Origin of the sequence: Xylanibacter ruminicola, assembly GCF_900107775.1 — a bacterium.
In the GTDB taxonomy this organism is placed as follows: domain Bacteria; phylum Bacteroidota; class Bacteroidia; order Bacteroidales; family Bacteroidaceae; genus Prevotella; species Prevotella ruminicola_C.
The window spans coordinates 706,070-728,567 of the sequence record NZ_FNRF01000001.1 but is presented as its reverse complement, the minus strand read 5'-3'; the positions used below and the strand labels follow the sequence as shown (position 1 = coordinate 728,567).

Genomic DNA, 22,498 nt, shown 5'->3' with positions numbered 1-22,498 from the left:
GTCTCACTTTCCTGAGACGATTTTTTTGATGTCGTTAAGTTTATTGAGAGCCTCTAACGGGGTTAGGTTATTCACATCGAGGCCTAAGATCTCGTCGCGAACCTGACAGAGCACTGGGTCATCAAGTTGGAAGAAACTTAACTGCATACCCTCACGCGAACCAGCAATCTCCTTAGTAGGCTTACCTACGGTGCCTACCTGGGCATTATCCGATTCAAGCTGCTTCAGTATCACATTGGCACGCTTTACGATGGAGCGAGGCATACCAGCAATCTCGGCTACATGGATACCAAACGAGTGCTCAGAGCCACCACGCTCCAGTTTACGCAGGAAGATCACCTTACCATCAACCTCCTTCACGCTGACATTATAGTTCTTGATGCGCGAAAAATTCTTCTCCATCTCGTTCAACTCGTGGTAGTGGGTAGCAAACAGGGTGCGAGGATGACCTTTGGCATTCTCGTGCAGATATTCTACTATCGCCCATGCTATCGAGATACCATCGTAAGTACTGGTGCCTCGACCTAACTCGTCGAAGAGTACCAGCGAACGCGATGACACGTTATTCAGGATGTTCGAAGCCTCAGTCATCTCTACCATAAAGGTTGATTCGCCCAGCGAGATGTTATCGCTGGCACCTACACGGGTGAAGATTTTATCCACCAGACCGATTCTGGCGGCCTCTGCAGGCACAAAGCAACCTATCTGGGCCAGCAGCACAATCAATGCTGTTTGGCGCAGCAAGGCCGATTTACCAGCCATATTCGGTCCAGTAATGATGATAATCTGCTGACGTTCGTTGTCTAACAATATATCGTTGGGCACATAATACTCGCCAAGGGGCAGTTCCTGCTCAATTACTGGATGGCGACCTTGTTTGATATCGATTACTTCAGATGAGTCGATAACGGGACGGATATACTTGTTCTCCTCAGCTGCCTTAGCAAAGCTGAGCAAGCAGTCCAAACGGGCAATGATATTAGCGTTTATCTGAATCTGTGGGATAAACTCCTGCATGCTCATAATCAGATCGTTGAAGAGCTTGCCCTCTAACGACAGAATCTTATCCTCGGCACCCAGAATCTTCTCTTCGTACTCCTTCAGTTCCTGAGTGATATAGCGCTCGGCCTGGGCCAGTGTCTGCTTACGAACCCACTCAGGTGGAACCTGCTCCTTATAGGTATTACGCACCTCGAGATAGTAGCCAAACACGTTGTTATAGCCAATCTTCAAGCTCTGGATACCTGTTTCCTGAGCCTCACGCTCCTGTATCTTCAGCAGATAATCCTTACCGCTATAGGCTATGCTACGCAACTCGTCGAGTTCGGCATTCACACCGTCGCGAATCACGCCACCCTTTGCCACCAACTGTGGAGGATCGTTCTGAATCTCCTTTTCAATGCGGTCGCGTAGCGATTCGCAAAGGTTCAGCTGTTCGCCAATACGGTTCAGCGTTGGGTTCTTGGCATACAAACAAGCCGTTTTAATGGGCTGAATGGCCTGCAGGGCTGTCTTGAGCTGCACCACCTCGCGAGGCGATACTCTTCCAACGGCAGCCTTCGAGATAATACGCTCCAAGTCGCCAATACGATGTATCTGATCGTCGATACACTCACGGAACTCTGGCTCGCGATAGTAATACTCTACCACATCCAGTCGCTCGTTAATGGGCTTTTCATCCTTCAAGGGGAACACCAGCCAGCGGCGCAGCAATCGTCCTCCCATCGGGCTCACCGTCTTATCAATCACATCCAGCAGCGACTTTCCATCCTCTTGCATGGGGAAAACCAACTCCAAGCTGCGGATGGTGAACTTATCCAGTCGCACGTACTTATCCTCTTCGATACGAGAGATAGAGGTGATATGTCCTATCTGAGTGTGCTGTGTTTGCTCGAGATACTGCAGAATGGCACCTGCGGCAATAACTCCCGACTGCAGATGATCTACACCAAAGCCTTTTAGGTTCTTTACGTTAAAGTGCTGCAAGAGTTTCTGCTTACCAGTCTGATCGGTAAACACCCAATCATCCAACTGGAACGTAAAGTATTTAGTACCAAAGTTGCGCTCAAAATCCTGTTTGCGATTACGATCGTAAAGCACCTCTTTGGGCGAAAAGTTGCCCAGCAGTTTCTCTACATAATCGGCCGTTCCCTCACCTGTCAGAAACTCACCTGTAGAGATATCAAGAAAAGCCACACCAAAACTCGACTTACCAAAATGGATAGCCGCCAGGAAGTTGTTCTCCTTGTAGTTCAGCACGTTATCACTCATGGCCACACCAGGTGTAACCAACTCGGTAATGCCACGCTTAACAAGCTTTTTAGTGAGTTTGGGGTCTTCCAGCTGGTCGCAGATGGCCACACGTTTGCCAGCGCGAATCAGCTTAGGCAGATAGGTATCCAAGGCGTGATGAGGAAAACCAGCCATTTCATCGCCTTTGCCACCAGCACCGTTACTACGATGTGTTAAGGTGATACCTAATATCTTTGAGGCAGTAATAGCGTCTTCGCAATAGGTTTCATAAAAGTCGCCACACCTGAAAAGCATGACTGCATCTGGGTGTTTCGCCTTCAAATCAAAGAACTGTTTCATCATAGGGGTTAGTTCTTTCCCCGCTGTTTTTGCCATAACTACCTAAATTTAAATCTGAGTTGCAAAGTTACTCCTTTTTTCGCAAACAGCAAAATTTTAGCCTTAAATAATTGTTATGTTCCCGTTTATTTGTATCTTTGCCACCATGATGAAGAAACTCGTTATCATATCGCTGATGCTTTGCTGGGTGCTGTCGCTTTCAGCCCAATTCCTAAATTCGGGCGACACCATCGCTATAATCTCGCCTTCGAGTGCTACCGATACCGCCACCATTAATGGCGGCATACGAACCTTAGAGAAGTGGGGCTATCCATGCATCGTGGCGCCCCATGCACTGGCCGATTATCATGGTTTTGCAGGCACTATCGATGAGCGACTTAGCGATTTGCTGTGGACTTTACGCACACCATCCATCAAGGCCATCATGTGTTCGCGAGGCGGCGATGGAGCTGCCCATCTGCTTTCCCGTATCTCATTAGATACACTCCAGCAGTATCCAAAGATGATTATCGGATTCAGCGATGTGACGGCGTTGCTGTGTGCTCAGGCTAGGGCAGGTGTAATGGGTATTCATGGTTCAATGTGTCATGCATTGAAAACCTACGAGGGCAACGATACCGTGAGTCAGGCTTTGCGAGGCATGCTTGCTGGTCATCTGCCTACCTATCGCATTGCTCCCCATCCCTTGAACATAACAGGTAAGGCCGAAGGCATCATCGTTGGTGGTAATATGAGTGTTTTCAACGATCTGGCAGGCTCTGATTTCGATCCGCTGTTTATCGATGGAATCATACTATTTATTGAAGATACAGACGAGGGCATGAGTAAAGTAGACCGCATGCTGCATAACATAGAGATTCGTGGCTTACAGAAACACATCCAAGCCGTTATTGTTGGGCAGTTCAACAAATACAAACATCCCGAAAACGGTTTCGACGACATGTACTCCCTGCTCAACGAGTACCTACAGCATTGGCACATCCCCGTATGCTACAACTTTCCAGTAGGTCACGCCCACCTAAAAAACTTCCCCCTCCTTACAGGCGCCAAAGCCACATTAGAAGTAACCTCCGATGAGGTAGTCCTACATTACAATAATTCCCATTAGTGGAACATTTTGTTCCCACGTTGGGAATGAAACGTTCCCAGGCTGGGAATCAAACATTCCCAAGTTGGGAATAAATTTCGCGCTTTTGACAGTATGGGGGAGCATAAAATCAAAAAAACTGAGTAAAACTATTTATTTTGAGAATAATTATTGTATCTTTGCAGCAGTAATCGGTTCTCCGAATGGGGAGATTAATAGGGAATCGGGTGAGAATCCTGAACAGAATCCCGCCGAAAGGCACCTACCCGTGGCCTTTCCCGCTGCTGTAAGTCGTCCTTTATGAGGCGCAAACATGTATGTCACTGAGATTTTTGGGAAGACGTTTGCTGCCAGACGATAAGTCAGAAGACCTGCCGATGAAACTTTAGCCGCTTGCCTATCTCTGGGGTTAGATGGCGATGGCAGAAAAAATGATGATGAATCGAGCATTCACATTGGCAATGGCTTGCGTGTTGGCGATGACAACGGCAGCACAAAGCAAGTTAGATTCCGTGCAGCATGTGCGGGAGATAATTGTTGTGTCGAAGCCAGCCATGCGCGAGGTGGTGCCCAGTCAGAAACTGAAGGGCGAACTGCTGGAACAACTGAACACGCACTCTGTGGCCGATGCGTTGCGCTATTTCTCTGGTATCCAACTAAAGGATTATGGCGGCGTGGGCGGCATTAAAACAGTAAACATCCGCTCGATGGGTACGCATCACTTAGGCATCAGCTACGATGGTGTGCAGTTAGGCAATGCGCAGAACGGACAGATAGACTTGGGCCAGTTCTCGCTTGATAACGTAGAGGATATCACGCTTTATAATGGTCAGAAGAGTGCCATCTTCCAACCCGCCAGCGACTTTGGTAACGCAGGTTCTATCTATATCCGTACCAAAGCACCTGACTTCAAGAAAGGCGAGAATACCCATCTGCGATTTAAAACCCAGTATGGTTCGAGCGATATGTTCCGCTTTTCCACCCTTTGGGAGCAGAAACTGTCATCAACCATCAGCTCGTCTGTAAGTGCCGGTTTCTTAACAGCCAGCGGTAAGTATAAGTTCCATTACGAGCGCAAGTATCCTAACGGACAAACGGCTTGGGACACAACGGCTGTGCGACAGAATGGCGATATACATGCCGAACGAATCGAAGCTAACCTGTTTGGCCGATTGGAGCAGGGCAGTTGGCAGCTTAAGGGTTATCTGTATAACTCAGCACGAGGCATTCCTGGTGCCATCGTAAATAATGTGTGGAGACGTGGTGAGCGCCAGCAGGATTTGAACACCTTTGTACAAGCCGATTATAATAAGAACATAGGCGATGGTTTCAGTACCCGTTGGCTGGCCAAGTATGCCTATTACAACACCCACTATGTAAACAAAGATACCACCCAGTTGCCTGTTGACAATCGTTACAAACAGCAGGAGCTCTATCTCTCTACAGCCAATGTGCTGGAACTATTGCCCAACTGGAGTGCATCGCTGGCTTACGATTTTAAGTGGAACAAACTGAATGCTGATATCTATAACTTTGCTTACCCCACACGCATCTCTAATCTGGTAAGCTTAGCTACAGCTATCGACTACAAACACCTGAAGGCGCAGGGCTCTATCCTGGCCACTTTTATCCACGACAAAACCCACCGTGGGGGCGAGTTTGCCAGCCTAAACACCAGTCGTTCGCTCTCAAAACTCACGCCAGCGCTGTTTGTTAACGTATATCCCTTCCGCGGCACTTTCTTCTCCATGCGAGCCTACGTAAAAAAGAGTTTCCGCATGCCAACCTTCAACGATCTGTATTATACCGATATGGGTAATGCTAACCTGGTGCCCGAGAGTGCCCTGCAGTACGATGCCGGATTTGCGCTTAACAAGCACTTTGAGCATGGTATCATTCGCCATGCCGAGATGCACTTCGACGCCTATTATAATACTGTACGCGATAAAATTGTGGCTTACCCCAAGGGGCAGCAGTTCCGTTGGACTATGCTAAACTTAGGCAAGGTTCACATCAAGGGAATTGATGTTGAGGCCGAGGCCGATTTCAAGATTGGCAAGGATCTGATAGCTACCACTCGTGCCCAGTACACCTATCAGGATGCACGCGATGTTACCGATGCCGAAACCTCGTATTACAAGCATCAGATACCCTACATCCCCTGGCACTCAGGTTCGGCTATTCTGGGTCTTACCTATAAGAACTGGAACCTGAACTACTCGTTTATCTATGCAGGCGAACGCTACGACGAGCAGGAGAACATTATCTATAACCACATGGAACCTTGGTACACCAGCGACCTGAGTCTGGGAGTTTGGTGGAAACTAAATAGTGTGCTGATGAAAGCGCACTTGGATGTGAATAATCTGTTAGGGCAGGATTACGAGGTAATCGTAAATTACCCCATGCCTGGTCGCAACTATGCACTAACATTAAGCGTTGAGATATGAAGCAGCTAGCGTACTACATATTAACCCTGTTGCTCCTTTCGGCCTGTCGCCAGGATGTAATGATAGTGCCGATGGAGAAAAGCGATCCAGGCGGTAAAACGCAGCAGAGCGATATCATAGGTATGTATCTGCTGAATGAGGGCAACATGGGATCGAACAAGTCGTCGCTCGACTATCTCGACCTGTCAGATTCTACAGCCCACTATTATCGCAACATCTACTCGCAGCGCAACCCAAGTACTGTAATGTCGCTGGGCGATGTGGGTAACGACTGTCAGATATATGGCTCGCGTCTGTGGCTGGTTATCAACTGCTCAAACAAGGTTGAGGTGGCCCGTGCCGATTCGGCTATCAGAATAGGTAAGGTAAACATTCCTAACTGCCGATACGTGACGTTTAACGATCGCTATGCCTACGTGTCATCGTATGTGGGAACGGTTTATGCTTCGAGCAACAGTCCGTTGGGTAGCGTGTATAAGGTAGATACACTCACCTTGCAAAAGGTTGACTCTTGTAGTGTAGGCTATCAGCCTGAGGAGATGGCCATTATCGGCAACCAGCTCTATGTGGCCAACAGTGGTGGCTATCAAGGTATGACAGGACATGGGTATGAGAGTACAGTAAGCGTGATAGATATGGCTACCATGCAAGAAACCTGCAAGATAGAGGTTGCCCCCAACCTGCACCACCTGAAAGCCGATAAGTACAATCAGCTGTGGGTAACTGCTCGTGGCGACTATATGACTGAGGCATCAAGCATCTGGTGGCTAGCGCCCGACGAAAACGGACAGATGAAGGTTGGCGGACACATCGATCAGGCAGTAAGCGATCTGTGTATTGTGGGCGATTCGCTCTATTTCTATGGCTCTCAATGGAGCGAAGTGTCGATGAGTAATACCATCACCTATGGTATCATCAACGTAAAAACGCATCAGGTATTAAGCACCAGTCTGTCGAGTGCACCCGAGATTAGCAAGATACGCATGCCGTATGGCATCATTGTAAACCCCATCCATCGCGATTTTTATCTGATGGATGCCAAGAACTATGTATCGAGTGGCGAGTTGCTGCATTTCCTGCCCGATGGCACCTTCGACTGGAAGGTAAGCACAGGCGATATACCCGCCCACGCAGCATTTTTATTTAAAACATCAAAGGAATGAAGAAGATATTGTTACTATTTATAGCCGCAATTACCATCGATAATATCCACGCTCAGCGCATGGACGATGTAACTGTGCACTCCAAATACATCCAGGCGGTAGATGAATATCGCCCAGCCCCAGGACAGTATGTAAACGATGTGCCAGAATACGAAGCAGGCGATACCGAGGCCGATATGATTAAGAAGTGTAACAATAATCTGGCCGGGCTTGGTCCTATCGATTCTCATTTGGTAGCACTTGGTGGCTGGGGCGGTTATATCACATTCCACTTCGACCATTCTATCGCCAACTTGCCTGGCGAGCGCGACTTTGCCGTATGGGGAAACGCCTATCAGGAAATGAAGAATCTGGTGTTTGGTGGTATGAACGAAGCTGGCGTAGTGATGGTATCGAAGGATGTAAACGGCAACGGAAAGCCCGACGACCCTTGGTACGAAATCAGCGGCAGCTGCGATGTGGATAGCGCAGGCAAGGTAATTTATGACTACGAGATAACCTACCGTCAGAATCCCATGGGCGATATTCCCTGGACAGACAACCAAGGCAATAGCGGCACCATCGATCGCAATCACTACCACACCCAGGAGTATTACCCCCAGTGGTTGCCAGATAATCTCACCTTTAAAGGCACCCGACTGCCCGATAATATGCTGAATCTGTCTGATCAGGTAGAGCAGTCGTTCAGTCCCTATTATTATGTGCTAGTAGGTTTCCGCTACGGCTATGCCGATAATCTGCCCAACTTTAGCGATAATGCCGACGCCACCTCATATAATTATAAAGGCTGTGGCATTGATATCTCGTGGGCTGTTGACGAGAACCGCCAGCCTGTAAATCTCGATTTTATCGACTTTGTACGTGTTTATACAGGTTTGAATCAGAAATGCCCCCAGCCCGAGTGGTGGGGCGAAACCTCTACAGAGTTTGCAGGTGCCGAGGATATCCATCTTGATGCCTCGCTCCAAGCCATCGAGAATGCTTTAAGCGGCATTCATGCCATCCAGCAGGAAGCATCTTCATCAAGTCCTTTCTACGACCTGCACGGCAGAATGGTTACTCCAACCAAGAAGGGCGTTTATATTCAGAACAAGAAAAAGTTAGTTATTAAATAACCACTTATTATTCACTTAAAACAAAAAAGTTATGAAGACAAACAAATTTTTCGGACTTGCAGTCCTTGCGTGCGGTTTCGCATTGTCGTTCACTTCATGTACAAACGAAGACAATCCTGTTGGTGGCAAGAAACAAGCTACAGTTTCTTTCGAGAACAAAATGCTTGGTGCTGATGGTTATTGGTGTGGCGATAAAACTGGTACAAAGTTTGACAACTGGGGAGCAGAGGCTTTTGCCTGCCAGTATAAGGAAAAGGGTGTAACCTTCCCAGTAAACTACACACCATCATTTGCTAGCTGGACAGGCTTTGCAATCTCTGAGCGTACAGAGACAACCTATGCGAAAGAAACTATGACTCCCGATCAGTTCAATAGCGCTGTTGGTGCTGCTAAGAGCGGCAACAACTTCTGTGTAGTTTATACCTTTGGCGAGGCAATTGATTTTGGTCGTGCCGTTACCCTGAAGGGCTTCTGGTTCACCAACGAGGCTTGGGCTGTTGATGCTATCCTGAATGGCGATGGTATGAGTCCTGGTAAATTCGAAAAGGACGACTGGTTGAAGTGTACTGTTACTGCTACACTGGCCGATGGAACAACCAAGGATGTTGAGATTTATCTGGCTAAGGACGGCGATTATGTAAAGGATTGGCAGTTCTGCGATTTCAAGAGCCTGGAGAATGTTACCAGCCTGAGTTTCGTATTGGATAGCACTAAGAAGAACGATTATGGTGTAACAACACCTACTTATATGTGTATCGACGATATCGAGTTTGAGTATTAATGAGATACCTTCAACTATTAATCATAGCAGTATTGCTCACAGCCTGCGGAGGTGCGAAGAAAAACGCACCTCAGCAAGCTGAGGGCGATGCTGTTACCTTTAAATATGCCACCCAGATTAGCGTCGAGAAGTTTGATGGCTATACAGTGGCTACCATCAAGAACCCTTGGAAGGAGGGTATGACCCTGCACCGTTATGTGCTGATACCTGCCGACCAGGAAATTCCCAATCATATTCCCAGCGGTACAATTGTACGCACACCATTAAAACGCGCCGTGATGTTTACCACCGTGCATTGCGCTATGCTGATGGAGTTTGGTAAACAGAATTGCATATCGGGTGTGGCCGACTTGAAGTATATAAAAATACCTTGGATTCAGGAGCAGGTTACCAAAGGCAAGATTAGCGATGTGGGCGATGGTATGAGTCCTGTTATCGAGAAAATTATCGACGAACATCCTGATGCCCTCTTCTTGTCGCCCTTCGAAAACAGCGGTGGCTATGGTAAACTCGAAGAGATTAACATCCCCATCATAGAATGTGCCGACTATATGGAAGCCTCGCCTTTGGCACGTGCCGAGTGGCTGCGTTTCTATGGCATGCTGTTTGGGTGCGAAGAGCGTGCCGATATGCTGTTCCAGAGTGTAGATAACAGCTACCACCAGCTTAAGGCATTGGCAGCAAAAGCTAAAACAAAACCATCAGTAGTGGTTGATAAGGTAACAGGTAGCGTGTGGTATGTACCTGGTGGAAAAAGCACCATTGGCCAGATGATTAGGGATGCCAACGCCCAATATGCATGGGCCGACGATGAACACAGCGGTTCTATCTCACTGCCTTTCGAAACGGTTTTAGAACGTGCTGGCGATGCTGATGTGTGGCTTTTCAGATATAGCGGAAATCACGATATTACTTATGATGAACTACTGAGCGAACATCATGGTTACAATCAGTTTAAAGCGTTTAAGAACCAAACGGCTTATGGTTGTGATGTAGAACGTTCGTTGTTCTACGAGGAGTCGCCTTTCCATCCTGAAAGACTATTGAGCGATTTTATCCATATCCTGCATCCCGAACTGGATACAATGGCCTCGATGCGCTATTTTAAAGAGGTTAGTCGCTAACCTCATTCAGGTGGTCTACATACGCCGTGATAGCTTCTACCAACAGGTCGTTTTCCTCGGGCTGTTGCGTAGTTACGCGGAAGTAACTGCTGTCTAATCCACGAATGTTCGAAGCGTCACGAATCAATATGCCATAGTTGTCCATCAGCCATCGCTTCAGTTCCATCGATGTACTGTTAATGATGGATACCAGCATAAAGTTGGTATCTGTTTTCATCACCTTCAGTCCGTCGATAGCCGATAGGTTTGCGTGCAGTCGCATGGTTTCCTGCAAATAAGCTCTCAAATCAGGAATCATTTGCACATTGTTCTCAAGCATGTATTTGCCTGCCTCAATAGCCAACGCGTTAATCGTCCAAGGCTGACGTATCTGTTTCAATCTACCTATAATAATAGGTGAAGCCACTATGTAACCCAAACGCAGACCAGGTATGCAGAATGTCTTGGAGAGCGAATGAACTAGCATCAGGTTAAACACATCAGTCATCTCCATGGGATCAAGCATAGGTGCTAAGGTATAATCAGCATACGACTGATCGATAACATACAGATAGCGTGGATGATTTCGGACGATATGGTTCAGCATACCCTTTACCAGCACGTTGCCAGTTGGGTTATTAGGGTTACAAATCCAATAAATACGGTCCTTGGGCAATACATCAAACTCGTCCTTAACGTCGTACGATATAATGTGGCTAAACATACGGCAAGCATCCTCGTATTCGCTAAATGTGGGTTGTGGAATGATTGACGACCAACCTTTGTATAGTTGCGCTATCAGATAGATAGCCTCGTTAGCGCCGCTGGTAACCATCACGGTGTTCTCTTTTACACCCAGTTTCTTGGCCAGCAGGCATTCCAGTGTGTGAGCATCGGGCTCTGGATAGTGGCCCACCACATCAAAATGCTGCATCAGGTGCTCTTTCAACTCTGTGTAGTCTGCCTGACCATACACATTCGAGCTAAAATTAATCTTCACCTTGTCGCCATAGCGAAACACATCGTCACCGTGCCCGTATATCATAAGCTTAATAGATATTTATACCTGTTTTGTTACTTTTATTGTCATGGTCTTGGGATCGAAAACTATACCCTCCCGTTCTATAAACCTGCCTAATGCCCCTTGTTCTGCCAGCGCCTTGGGCGAACCGATAGCCACAGCCTCGCCTTGAGTCATCAACCAGATGGTATCGGCCATCTGCAAAGCCAGTTCCACATCGTGCGTGGATAAGAATATTACTTTGTCGGCCTCGCGACTAATGCGACACAACAGCTGCAACACCTCAACCTTGCTGGGATAGTCGAGAAAAGCCGTTGGCTCGTCAAGATAAATCACAGGTGTTTGTTGGGCCAGCGCTTTGGCTATCATTACCTTCTGGCGTTCGCCATCGCTCAGCGTGTGCACCATGCGCTTCTTCAGCGGCTCTATACCCACCATCGCAATAGCCTCGTCAACCACCTGCAGGTCGTCTTTCGAATAGGTGCCCCAGAACCCTGTGTAGGGCGATCGACCCAACGATACAAGCTCGCGAACTGTCATATTCCTCACATCGGGCTTTTCGGTCAGCACCACTCCTATCAGGCGGCTCAGTTGTTTATCGCTGTACTCCGAAAGTTCGCGACCTTCCAACAGTATCTCGCCACCTGTTTTGGGTTGGAATGAAGAGAGGGTTTTAAGTAACGTTGATTTTCCTACACCATTAGCGCCCAGCAGACAAGTAAGTTCACCGCTTTTGATGGTACCATCGATGCCCATAGCCACCGTTTTTATACCGTGTTTTGTCTGGTAGCCAATGCTTAGATTGTGCAGCTCTATAGTTTCGCCCGTCGTCTTCATGGTGCAAAGATAGTAAAAAGTTTGGAAACAGTATCACAATTTGCAAACTTTTTTCTTTTGGCGAGTTTTATCTTAAGCCATTAAGTGGGTAATCAGTATTTTTATACCTATTACTATCAAAATTATGCCGCCTAACAGTTCAGGTTTTAGCTTGCGGGCTATCGACTTGCCGAACCTTACACCCAACCTGTAGCCTACAAAACTGAACATGAAAGATACCAGACCGATGATTAAAAGCGGGTAAGCTATCTGTGCAAAGGCACGATAGCCTGTACAAGCAAACGATATACCGATGGCCAGCGCATCAATACTTGTAGCAACAGCCAATACTAGCTGGGTACGCAGGTTTTTAGGGTTAAACAGCTGTTCTTCCTCGTCCGAGAACGATTCACGAATCATTTTTCCACCTAAAAATGCCAGCAAGCCAAAGGCTATCCAGTGGTCGATGGCTTCCAGTTGCTCGCTAAAGTGGTTGGTAGTCAGCCAGCCTATCAGTGGCATCACAGCCTGGAACAGTCCGAAAAGAAAAGCCATACGCAGAATCATTGCCCACAACCAACGGCGAACGATAACACCGCTCACAATCGAAACCGTGAAGCAATCCATTGCCAATGCAACGGCTAACATCCATATATCCAGCGAGTTCATGATAATATTTTGCTCTTTCTTATACTTTAGCTTGCAAAATAACAACTTTTTTTTGAGATAAACAAATTTTTTATTACCTTTGCGCTCAGATTTTTTAACTAATAACCGATTCAAAAAATGAAGAAGATTCTTTTTCTAGCTTGCCTTATGGTCTCTGCCTCTACGGTTTGGGCTAAACAGGTAGTTATCCAAACCAAGAACACCACGATGGTGCTTGATGTAGAAACAGGTAAACAACCACAGTATGTGTATTATGGTGCAAAACTAAGCGACTACGATTTGCAGAATCTGCAAACCCCTCGTAACGGACGTATGGATGCTTATCCTGCTTATGGTATGAACTGTCCTGCAGAGGGTGCAGTGGCCATGACCCATGCCGATGGCAATATGTCGACAGAACTTTTTGCAACAGATGTAACCACACAAGGCGCTGTTACTCAGATCACGTTGAAAGATCCCAAATACCCCGTTCAGGTAGTGCTGTACTATCAGGCACGTTTCGACGAAGATATGATTGAAATCTGGACAGAAATCAAGAACGGCGAGGCAAAGCCCATTACACTTACGCAGTTTGCCTCTTGTTCGCTGCCCATCCGTCGCGGAAACGTATGGCTTTCGCACTTTGGCGGTTCGTGGGGCAACGAAGCTCGCTTGATTGAGGAGCCTATCCAGCTTGGACAGAAGGTGATTAAGAATAAGGATGGTGTACGCAATGCACATACCGATCATGCCGAAGTGATGTTCTCGCTCGATGGTAAAGGCCGGGAGAACAGCGGTGACGTGATTGGTGCCGCTCTCTGTTACTCAGGCAACTATCAGCTGAAGGTTGAGACCGATGATACAGAGTACCATTACTTCTTTGCTGGCATTAACCCCGATAACTCGGCCTATCATCTTAAGAAAGGCGAGACATTCACTACACCAAAGGTAGCATTCAGCTTTTCAAAGTGCGGTCTTTCAGGTGTATCGCGTAATTTCCACAAGTGGGGCCGCAAATATATGCTGGCTCACGGCAATAAGGAGCGTAAGATACTGCTGAACTCTTGGGAGGGTGTTTATTTCGACATCAACCAGCAGGGTATGGACCAGATGATGGGCGATATAGCCTCGATGGGAGGCGAGCTCTTTGTAATGGACGATGGCTGGTTTGGCGTGAAATATCCTCGCAAGACCGACAACTGTGCCCTTGGCGACTGGGAGGTGGATACCAACAAGCTACCCGAGGGTATCGAAGGTCTGCTTCGCGATGCTAAGAAGCACGGCATTAAGTTCGGCATATGGATTGAGCCAGAGATGACCAACTCGGTATCCGAACTCTACGATGCACATCCCGACTGGGTTGTAAAAGCACCAAAACGAGACGTAGTGAAAGGTCGTGGCGGCACGCAGCTGGTACTCGATCTGGCTAACCCTAAAGTGCAGGACTTTGTGTTCTCGATTGTAGATAACCTGATGACTAAATATCCCGAAATCGATTATATTAAGTGGGATGCCAACATGGCCATCATGAATCATGGTTCGCAGTACCTCACCATGAACGATCAGAGTCATCTTTATATCGAATATCATCGTGGTTTCGAGAAGGTTTGCCAGCGTGTTCGTGCTAAGTATCCCAACCTTACCATTCAGGCCTGTGCTTCTGGTGGCGGTCGTGCCAACTGGGGTGTTCTGCCATACTTCGATGAGTTCTGGGTAAGCGATAATACCGATGCCCTGCAGCGTATCTACATGCAGTGGGGAACCAGTTATTTCTTCCCCGCCATCGCAATGGCTTCGCATATCTCGGCTACACCTAACCACACCGTTTTCCGCACCACAGCACTCAAATATCGTATTGATGTGGCTATGAGTGGTCGCTTGGGTATGGAAATTCAGCCTAAGAATATGACTGACGACGAGAAGGAACTCTGCCGTAAGGCTATTGCAGAATATAAGCAGATTCGTCCTATCGTACAGTTTGGCGACATCTATCGCCTTGTTTCGCCTTACGATAAGCAGGGCTTGGCATCACTCATGTATGTAGATGAGCAGAAATCGAAATCGGTATTCTTCTGGTGGAAAACCGAATCGTTCCAGAACGAGCATCTGCCACGTGTAAAAATGGCTGGTCTCGATGCTTCGAAGAACTATAAGATTCACGAATTAAACCGTATCGATCTCCGTCCGATGGATTTCGAGGGTAAGGTGTTCAGTGGTGCCTATCTGATGAATCACGGCCTTGAAATGCCTTATCGTAACGAGCCCGAATGGAGCAAGAAAAACGATTGGAGCAGTCGTGTGTTGTTGCTTGAGGCACAGTAACTTAGGCTAAGAAAAAGGCGCAATATACATTCTTTTCATTAAAATAGGATGTATATTGCGCTTTTTTTCGTATATTTGCAGCCGAATGGAACTACAACGAAGATTAGAACATTGGCTGATTACGCTATTCATGCTTTTTGCCATGCAATTACACGCCTTAGATGTGAAACATTTTACTTATTCACATCTAGGTATAGCTGATGGTGTGGATAATCAACGCATTTTTTCTGTTTGCCAGACTACATCTGGCGCCATTTGGTGGTCGTCTATGAAAGGCGTAGGTCGCTATAATGGCTCGAAAGTAAGGATATACCGACTCGACGATGGTACGCCTTTCGCTCATCTTGGCGGGCGTGTTATTAAGATGGCCACTAACGATAAAGCCATTTATGCTTTTGATAATCGTGGCTCCATCTATCTTTTCCAGTCAGTTCTTGATGGTTTTAAACCAGTAGCCAGCATCTCCAAGAAGCTGGGGCACGAGGTGGCATTAAACGACATCTACGTAAAGGATGGCAACCTGTTCCTGGCCTTACACGATGGCGTTTATCTACTGAAGGACACCACACTAACTCAAGTGATGAAGGGAACTTATGTAAACCAGATTTTGCCTATGATGGGGCATCTGCTGTTCTGTGCCCGAGATGGTGTGTACAACGAACGAGGTCAGCGATTGCTACCTTATAATGCTGAGTTCGGCTACCACGATGAAATGTCGGGCCGCTTGTGGGTTGGAGGCTACGAGAATGGTCTGCACTTGGTAACCCTTAATCAGAATGGTAAGATTACATCAGATGAGTTTGTACGTATATCAGATAAAAACCTGTATCATAATCCAATCCGCAGCATTTGTCCTTATGATGATGATACCATGCTAATTGGTATTGATGGACAGGGAGTTTATCAGATTAGTCGTGATGGCCGAGGTGGCTGCTCTTTGCTCTTCGATGCCAACGAGTCGGAGCATAGCGTGCTGCATGGCAACGGTGTTTATAGCATGCTGGTAGATAGTTGGAAAAACATCGTAATAGGTACCTATTCTGGAGGTATTGATATTGCCCGTCCCATCAGTACTACTACTGCTATCTATCAGCATCTGGCTAACAACCAGCAGAGTCTGCTCAACGATAATGTGAATATGGTGATGCCGCTTTCGGCAGACGTGTTGCTGATGGGTACCGATAATGGTATCAGCATCAAGAACCTTGCAACTGGGCAATGGCAGCATTGTTGTCAGGGTACAGTTGTGCTTAACGCCAGCAAAAAAGCCGATGGTAGTGTATTGGTTTCAACCTATGGCAAGGGCGTTATCGAGATTGACAGTCGTGCCAATGTACGTCAGATATACACAAAAGATAATAGTTTTTTGAAAGACGACCATGTTTATGCCACCTTATATGATAAGGATGGTGGTTTGTGGGTAGGCTCGCTGAATGGCGATCTGGTATATAGTCCTGTTTCGCAAATCAGTCAGAAACAGGCCGAATGTCGCTACTATCCAGTACACGATGTTCAAGCCATTACACAGCTCACCTCAGGACAGATTGTGGTTGGTACAGCCTTTGGACTTAAGCTGATTACACCTGGTAGCGCCGAGGTTAAGGAGTTAGACTATACACCTGCTGGTATAACCGATGTAAACCCATTTGTAACACATCTGCTGGCTTCAGGCATGGAGCTATGGATAGCTACCGATGGTGGTGGTGTATATGTTTACCATCTTGGCAAACACATCAGTCGACAGATAACTACGGCTAATGGTCTTCCATCTAACTATGTACGTAGTTTGGTTAAAAGCCACGACGGACGCGTATGGATTGCTACCGACGAAGGTCTGGCTTTTGTAAAGTCGGGCGAAGGCGACAAAGTTATTAATGCCAATTACTGTTATGGATTTAACCGGGAGTATTCGCGTGGAGCGGCTCAAGTGCTGCCTGATGGCGATATCGTATTTGGTTCAACTACAGGTGCCATCATTATCCATCCTGAGGATGTGCAGCCCCTTAATTATACGGCTCAAATTGCTTTCTTAGGTGTAAATTGCGATATTGATTCGGATAAACTGCAAAACGCAAAGGTGTATCAGCTGCTCAACCAAGGCAGGTTAAGCCTTTCTTACAACCAACGCACGTTCGATCTGATGTTCGAGAGTGTAAATATGCGTAACCATTTCGATATTGTTTATAGATATAAGATAGGTGATGGTGAGTGGAGTACGCCTACCGATCAGCAACATATACGTTTCGTGAATCTTGAGCCGGGCAAGCATCAGCTAACGCTACAATGCCTCAGTCGTACAACAGGTACTGTGCTCGACTCCAAGACGCTGATTATTACAATTGCCCAGCCCTGGTGGAGCTCTTGGTGGATGTGGTGCATTTACATTGCTCTGGTATTGTTGGCATTCTATTCCGCTTGGCAGGTATATAAACTGCACGAAAAATACATGCGCCTGACCATCGATCATCTGAAGGCCAATGATGCTTCTACACCCACATCAGAACCCGCTGTCGACAAGCCCGAAGAGGTACAAGTTGCAGATAATGATGAGGCTGAATCCGACTTTGTAGATAAGGCTACCCAACTTATATCCGAACATCTTAGCGACACAGATTATTCTATTGACAGTCTTTGCCGCGAGATGGCTATGAGTCGTACACTATTCTATGTAAAACTGAAGTCGTTTACTGGTAAATCGCCTCAGGACTTTATCCGTATCATTCGTCTGGAGCGTGCTGCCCAGATGCTGAGAAACGGACGTAGTGTATCTGATGCAGCTACACTTGCAGGTTTTGAGAATGCCAAGTATTTCAGTACTGTATTTAAGAAATACTTCGGTGTATCGCCCTCAAAATACCAGTAAATAAGGTTTGAATTCTGTTATAAAAGGTTTCAAAGCTATCAGAAAATAGCAATGAAACCTTTTTTGCATAGCATCAAACCCGCTTCAGGATAGGTTTGCATAATTTTGCAAACCAAATAAAACAATCAGATAATTAAAAATGATTTTTGAGTTATTAGTTAGTAGTATTCTTTGCTGTGTAATGGCTGCGCCTGCTAAGGCACAGCCTACAGCAAAGGAGTGGAACAAAGATGTTGTTGGTTGGAACCTGGGTAACCAGTTTGAGTGTTCGGCTCCAGGACAAGATGGCGAATCGATGGCCATTGATATGGCCGATAACAGTATCAAGGCCGAAACAGCCTGGGGAAATCCTGTGGTAACCAAGAAAACCATCAAGGCAGTAAAGGAAGCAGGTTTTAATGCCGTTCGTATTCCTATCCGTTGGCAGTGTCACATCACTAATCCTACAGCCATGAGTATCGATAAGGCTTGGCTGGCTCGTGTTAAGGAGGTGGTAAACTGGTGCTTGAGCAACGATCTGAAAGTGATTATCAATACACACCACGATAAGTGGCTTGAGGGGCGCCCTACCAACCAATACAAAGACGAGAACAACCAGAAGTTAGCTCTGCTTTGGCTGAATATAGCCAGCGAGTTTGCCAATTACGACTACCGTGTAGCCTTTGCCGGAACTAATGAAGTGCACATTAAGGACAACTGGGGTAAGCCCGAAGCCGAGAATCTGGCTGTGCAGAACTCCTACAACCAGACTTTTGTTGATGTGGTACGTGCTACGGGTGGCAATAATGCCAAACGCCATCTGCTGGTGCAGACGTATGTTTGCAACCCCGACTTCGGAATTAATAACGGCGATTTCATTGTGCCTACTGATATCGAAGGCAATGGCAACGATTATATGAGTGTAGAATTCCATTACTATACCCCCTGGGATTATGCTGGCGAGTGCAAGTATAATTTCTGGGGTGAGCCTTATAAGACCAAAGGCGAAGCCTCGCCTAACGACGAAAAGACCATGAGCGAGTTTTTTGATAAAGTAGTAAACACATGGAGTAATCAGGGTTTAGGCGTAGTGATAGGCGAGTGGGGTGTTACCGATCGCCAGAAGAGTGGCCAGACGGACTTGATTCATGAAAATATGACCTATTATTGCCAGTTCCTGGTTAGTCAGGCCAAGCAGCGCGGTTTCTCAACCTTTATCTGGGACAACAATAGCTTTGGCAGCGGCTCGGAGCATTTTGGCATCTTCGATCGCAATGCCGGCATGAAGGTTAAGGCACCTTGGGTGCTTCAAGGTATCTTGGAGGGTAAGAAATAACAATTAAATTCCAATTATAATTTAACTAATTAAACAATGTACATGAAGAAATCAAAAACGCTTCTCAGTCTGCTTTTTGCAGGCATGATGTGGATGCCGTTGACAGCAGGTGCCGTTACCACTAACGGTCATGCTACTTCAGTAGCCCCCGACGACCAGACCATTTCTGGTACCGTTGAGGATGCCAATGGCCCAATGATTGGAGCCACTGTAAAGGTGGTTGGTAGTGCATCAGGCACTGTTACCGATATCGACGGTAACTTTAAAATCAAGTGTAAGCCTGGCGATATGCTCGAGATCAGCTATATCGGCTTTGCTACCAAGCAGGTAAAGGCCAAGCAGGGCATGAAAATCCTGATGGAGGAAGACAAGACTTTGCTCGACGAGGTTGTTGTTACCGCCCTGGGTATCAAGCGAGATCGTAAGGCTCTGGGATACGCCCTCTCTGAGGTAAAGGGCGAGGAGCTAACAAAGGCTAAGGAAACCAATGTTATCAACTCGCTTTCGGGTAAGGTTGCAGGCCTGGTAGTTCAGAATACCGCAGGTGGTGCTTCTGGTTCTACCCGTGTACTGCTACGTGGTAACACCGAAATCAGTGGTAACAACCAGCCTCTCTACGTGATTGATGGTGTGCCCCTCGACAATACAAACTTTGGTAGTGCAGGTACTGAGGGCGGATTCGACCTGGGTGATGGTATCTCGGCTATCAACCCCGATGATATCGAGAACATGACCGTACTGAAAGGTCCTGCCGCTTCGGCCCTTTATGGTAGCCGTGCATCACATGGTGTTATCTTGATTACCACCAAGAAGGCCGATAAGGATAAGGTAAGTGTTGAGTATAACGGTTCGCTCACTTTCGACCAGCAGCTGGCTAAGTGGGACGATATCCAGCAGGTTTACGGTATGGGTTACAGCGGTGCTTACAGCCCCACAGCCACATCGGGTACCAACTCAAGTTGGGGTGCTAAGGCCGACGACCTGGAGATTGAGTATTTCGATCACGTAAAGCGCCCATTCCTGATGTATCCTAACAATACCAGCGAGTTCTTCCGTACTGGTATGACTACTCAGAACACAGCTATCCTGTCAGTTAACTCTGGTAAGACAGGTGTTCGTTTCAGCGTTACCGATATGCGTAACAAGGACATTCTGCCTAATACACACATGAGTCGTGATAACTTCAACCTGCGTGTAAACACATCGGCAGGTCCTGTTGATTTCGACTTCACAGCCAACTATACTCGCGAGGATGTTAAGAACCGTCCTGCACTGGGCGACTCTCAGAGCAATATCGGTAAGAACCTCATGACACTGGCTGGTACTTACAATCAGGCTTGGTTGCAGCACTACCAGACCGAGGATGGTGACTATGCCAACTGGAATGGTAACGATCAGTATAACAAGAACCCTTATTGGGATCTGTACAAGAACGAGAACACCACTGGTAAGGATGTGTTCCGTCTTACTGGTAAGGCCATCTGGAATATCACCGACCACTTGAAGTTGCAGGGTACCATCGGTACCGATATGAACTTCATGTCGTTCCAGGATTTCATCTGCCGCACTACTCCTGGTAAGCAGGCTGGACAGCTGCAGAACCAGAAGTTCACAAACCGCACTTTGAACGCCGAGCTGTTGGCACTCTATAACAACCAGTTTGGCGATTTCGATGTAAACGCTACCCTTGGTGGTAACATCTTCAAGGTAAACAATAAGACTGATATCTTTACTGGTACCGACCAGCAGATGAAGGATATCATTGCTATCATGAACTATGCCGAGCAGAGCATTCAGCAGAATACTTACAAGAAGCAGATTAACTCTATCTTCGGTTCGGCTAGCGTAGGTTATCAGCACACCTACTATCTCGAGGCTACCGTACGTGGTGATAAGTCATCTACTCTGCCTATTAATAATAATGTATATATCTATCCTTCGTTCTCAGGTAGCGTTGTATTCTCTGAGTTCATCAAGAACAAGAGCCTGATTAACTATGGTAAGATTCGTGCTTCGTGGGCACAGGTAGGTAGCGATACCGATCCTTATCAGCTGGCGCTGAACTACACCACAGGTAAGTACTCTTACGGTGGTTATGTAATTGGTATGATTAACAACAACACCCAGCCTAACAAGGACCTGAAGCCAACCCGTACCAACAGCTTTGAGCTGGGATTGGAGATGAAGTTCTTCAAGGGCCGTCTGGGTCTGGATGTAACTTACTACAACCAGTTGTCAAAGGATCAGATTATCGGTCTGGCTTCTTCGTCAACTTCTGGTTATAACTATCGCCTCATCAACGCTGGTGAGATTCAGAACAAGGGTATCGAGATTGCACTAAACGGTCGCGTGCTGCAAATCAAGGATTTCGCATGGGATGCTGGTGCAAACTTCTCAAAAAACACCAATAAGGTTAAGTCACTCATCGACGGTATGGACTACTTCGAGCTTGAGAAGGCTACCTGGTGTGGTGTTAGCGTAGGTGCCGAGGTTGGTAAGAACTACGGTTCAATCATCGGTAAGGACTTTAAGCGCACAGCCGACGGACAGGTAATTATCAATGCCGAGAGCGGTCTGCCCGAGGTTGATGATCAGACTCACACCCTGGGTAATGCCTCTTGGGATTGGACAGGTGGTTTCTACTCTACCTTTACTTATAAGAACTTCCGCCTCTCAGCAGGTTTCGACGTTAAGGTTGGTGCCGACCTCTTCTCGATGTCAATGCGTTCGGCCTATGCTACAGGTAAAGCCAATGGCACACTCGAGGGCCGCGAGGAGTGGTACCGTTCTGAGGAGCTGCGTAAGCAGGCTAATATGACACTTGATGAGTGGCGTGCTGCCGGAAAGTGCGAGGGACTGATTGTTCCTGGTGTTATCGACAATGGTGATGGTACATACCGTCAGAACGATATCCCCGTTAACCCCGAGTCGTACTGGAAGACTGCTACCGAGAATGCACCTTCGATGTTTATCTACGACAACTCGTATGTAAAGTGCCGCGAAATCACCTTCGGCTACTCCTTCCCCGAGAAGTGGCTGGGTAAGACCGTGAAGGGCCTCAACGTTTCGTTCGTTGCTCGTAACCCATTCATCGTATGGAAGAACATTCCTAACATCGATCCTGACTCAGGTTACAACACCTCAGGACTTGGTTTGGAGTATGGTTCGCTGCCTTCACGCCGCAGCTATGGTATCAATGTAAACGTAAAATTTTAATTAGCA

The 22,498-nt window shown here is 47.0% G+C and carries 13 protein-coding genes, 1 pseudogene and 1 riboswitch; of the genes and pseudogenes, 10 read left to right on the top strand and 4 right to left on the bottom strand.

Annotation, left to right across the window (positions count from 1 at the left end):
- Window positions 1-3 precede the first annotated feature (3 nt).
- Window positions 4-2,628: a DNA mismatch repair protein MutS gene (mutS, locus tag BLU97_RS02715; RefSeq protein WP_074760136.1), complete on the bottom strand. Its 2,625-nt coding sequence runs from the start codon at window positions 2,626-2,628 to the stop codon at window positions 4-6.
- A gap of 79 nt (window positions 2,629-2,707) precedes the next feature.
- On the opposite strand from mutS, the gene BLU97_RS02710 reads away from it, so the two are divergent.
- The 6 genes from BLU97_RS02710 to BLU97_RS02685 all read left to right on the top strand — a co-directional run bounded on the left by BLU97_RS02710 (window position 2,708) and on the right by BLU97_RS02685 (window position 10,312).
- Entirely contained in the window at window positions 2,708-3,700 is a 993-nt protein-coding gene (locus BLU97_RS02710) for an LD-carboxypeptidase (RefSeq protein WP_081352829.1), read from the top strand.
- A gap of 154 nt (window positions 3,701-3,854) precedes the next feature.
- A riboswitch (cobalamin riboswitch) is annotated at window positions 3,855-4,073 on the top strand.
- A 43-nt stretch (window positions 4,074-4,116) separates the two neighbouring features.
- Window positions 4,117-6,129, top strand: a complete 2,013-nt coding sequence (locus BLU97_RS02705) for a TonB-dependent receptor (RefSeq protein WP_074760395.1) — start codon at window positions 4,117-4,119, stop codon at window positions 6,127-6,129.
- The gene (locus tag BLU97_RS02700; protein ID WP_074760135.1) at window positions 6,126-7,292 is read left to right on the top strand and encodes a YncE family protein; all 1,167 of its coding nucleotides are present in this window, start codon (window positions 6,126-6,128) and stop codon (window positions 7,290-7,292) included. Before BLU97_RS02705 ends, BLU97_RS02700 begins: the two co-directional genes overlap by 4 nt.
- Complete coding sequence (locus BLU97_RS02695) at window positions 7,289-8,407, top strand: hypothetical protein (RefSeq protein ID WP_074760134.1); 1,119 nt, start codon at window positions 7,289-7,291, stop codon at window positions 8,405-8,407. Before BLU97_RS02700 ends, BLU97_RS02695 begins: the two co-directional genes overlap by 4 nt.
- A 31-nt stretch (window positions 8,408-8,438) precedes the next feature.
- Window positions 8,439-9,188, top strand: a complete 750-nt coding sequence (locus BLU97_RS02690; RefSeq protein ID WP_081352827.1) for a DUF4465 domain-containing protein — start codon at window positions 8,439-8,441, stop codon at window positions 9,186-9,188.
- Window positions 9,188-10,312, top strand: coding sequence for an ABC transporter substrate-binding protein (locus tag BLU97_RS02685; protein ID WP_074760132.1), 1,125 nt, complete (start codon window positions 9,188-9,190; stop codon window positions 10,310-10,312). Before BLU97_RS02690 ends, BLU97_RS02685 begins: the two co-directional genes overlap by 1 nt.
- On the opposite strand, the gene BLU97_RS02680 is transcribed toward BLU97_RS02685, so the two are convergent.
- The 3 genes and pseudogenes from BLU97_RS02680 to BLU97_RS02670 form a co-directional block, all read right to left on the bottom strand.
- Window positions 10,302-11,336, bottom strand: coding sequence for an aminotransferase class I/II-fold pyridoxal phosphate-dependent enzyme (locus BLU97_RS02680; RefSeq protein WP_074760131.1), 1,035 nt, complete (start codon window positions 11,334-11,336; stop codon window positions 10,302-10,304). The genes BLU97_RS02685 and BLU97_RS02680 overlap by 11 nt on opposite strands.
- Window positions 11,337-11,357: 21 nt before the next feature.
- Window positions 11,358-12,149, bottom strand: a pseudogene (locus tag BLU97_RS02675) (ABC transporter ATP-binding protein); the annotation flags it as partial.
- A gap of 72 nt (window positions 12,150-12,221) precedes the next feature.
- Window positions 12,222-12,797: a manganese efflux pump MntP family protein gene (locus BLU97_RS02670; RefSeq protein ID WP_074760129.1), complete on the bottom strand. Its 576-nt coding sequence runs from the start codon at window positions 12,795-12,797 to the stop codon at window positions 12,222-12,224.
- Between the two features lie 117 nt (window positions 12,798-12,914).
- Between BLU97_RS02670 and BLU97_RS02665 the strand changes: the two genes are divergently transcribed.
- The 4 genes from BLU97_RS02665 (at window position 12,915) to BLU97_RS02650 (ending at window position 22,492) form a co-directional block, all read left to right on the top strand.
- The gene (locus tag BLU97_RS02665; protein WP_074760128.1) at window positions 12,915-15,098 is read left to right on the top strand and encodes an alpha-galactosidase; all 2,184 of its coding nucleotides are present in this window, start codon (window positions 12,915-12,917) and stop codon (window positions 15,096-15,098) included.
- 163 nt (window positions 15,099-15,261) lie between these two features.
- The gene (locus BLU97_RS02660) at window positions 15,262-17,961 is read left to right on the top strand and encodes a helix-turn-helix domain-containing protein (RefSeq protein WP_175456283.1); all 2,700 of its coding nucleotides are present in this window, start codon (window positions 15,262-15,264) and stop codon (window positions 17,959-17,961) included.
- Window positions 17,962-18,142: 181 nt separating this feature from the next.
- Complete coding sequence (locus tag BLU97_RS02655) at window positions 18,143-19,276, top strand: glycoside hydrolase family 5 protein (protein WP_175456293.1); 1,134 nt, start codon at window positions 18,143-18,145, stop codon at window positions 19,274-19,276.
- A gap of 36 nt (window positions 19,277-19,312) precedes the next feature.
- On the top strand, window positions 19,313-22,492 hold the full coding sequence (locus tag BLU97_RS02650) for a SusC/RagA family TonB-linked outer membrane protein (RefSeq protein ID WP_410543895.1): 3,180 nt from the start codon (window positions 19,313-19,315) through the stop codon (window positions 22,490-22,492).
- Window positions 22,493-22,498 lie beyond the last annotated feature (6 nt).

Bases quoted from the DNA above. Each gene is read 5' to 3' on its own strand.
- mutS (WP_074760136.1), bottom strand. From the start codon at position 2,628: ATGGCAAAAACAGCGGGGAAAGAACTAACCCCTATGATGAAACAGTTC.
- BLU97_RS02710 (WP_081352829.1), top strand. From the start codon at position 2,708: ATGTTCCCGTTTATTTGTATCTTTGCCACCATGATGAAGAAACTCGTT.
- BLU97_RS02705 (WP_074760395.1), top strand. From the start codon at position 4,117: ATGAATCGAGCATTCACATTGGCAATGGCTTGCGTGTTGGCGATGACA.
- BLU97_RS02700 (WP_074760135.1), top strand. From the start codon at position 6,126: ATGAAGCAGCTAGCGTACTACATATTAACCCTGTTGCTCCTTTCGGCC.
- BLU97_RS02695 (WP_074760134.1), top strand. From the start codon at position 7,289: ATGAAGAAGATATTGTTACTATTTATAGCCGCAATTACCATCGATAAT.
- BLU97_RS02690 (WP_081352827.1), top strand. From the start codon at position 8,439: ATGAAGACAAACAAATTTTTCGGACTTGCAGTCCTTGCGTGCGGTTTC.
- BLU97_RS02685 (WP_074760132.1), top strand. From the start codon at position 9,188: ATGAGATACCTTCAACTATTAATCATAGCAGTATTGCTCACAGCCTGC.
- BLU97_RS02680 (WP_074760131.1), bottom strand. From the start codon at position 11,336: ATGATATACGGGCACGGTGACGATGTGTTTCGCTATGGCGACAAGGTG.
- BLU97_RS02670 (WP_074760129.1), bottom strand. From the start codon at position 12,797: ATGAACTCGCTGGATATATGGATGTTAGCCGTTGCATTGGCAATGGAT.
- BLU97_RS02665 (WP_074760128.1), top strand. From the start codon at position 12,915: ATGAAGAAGATTCTTTTTCTAGCTTGCCTTATGGTCTCTGCCTCTACG.
- BLU97_RS02655 (WP_175456293.1), top strand. From the start codon at position 18,143: ATGGCTGCGCCTGCTAAGGCACAGCCTACAGCAAAGGAGTGGAACAAA.
- BLU97_RS02650 (WP_410543895.1), top strand. From the start codon at position 19,313: ATGTACATGAAGAAATCAAAAACGCTTCTCAGTCTGCTTTTTGCAGGC.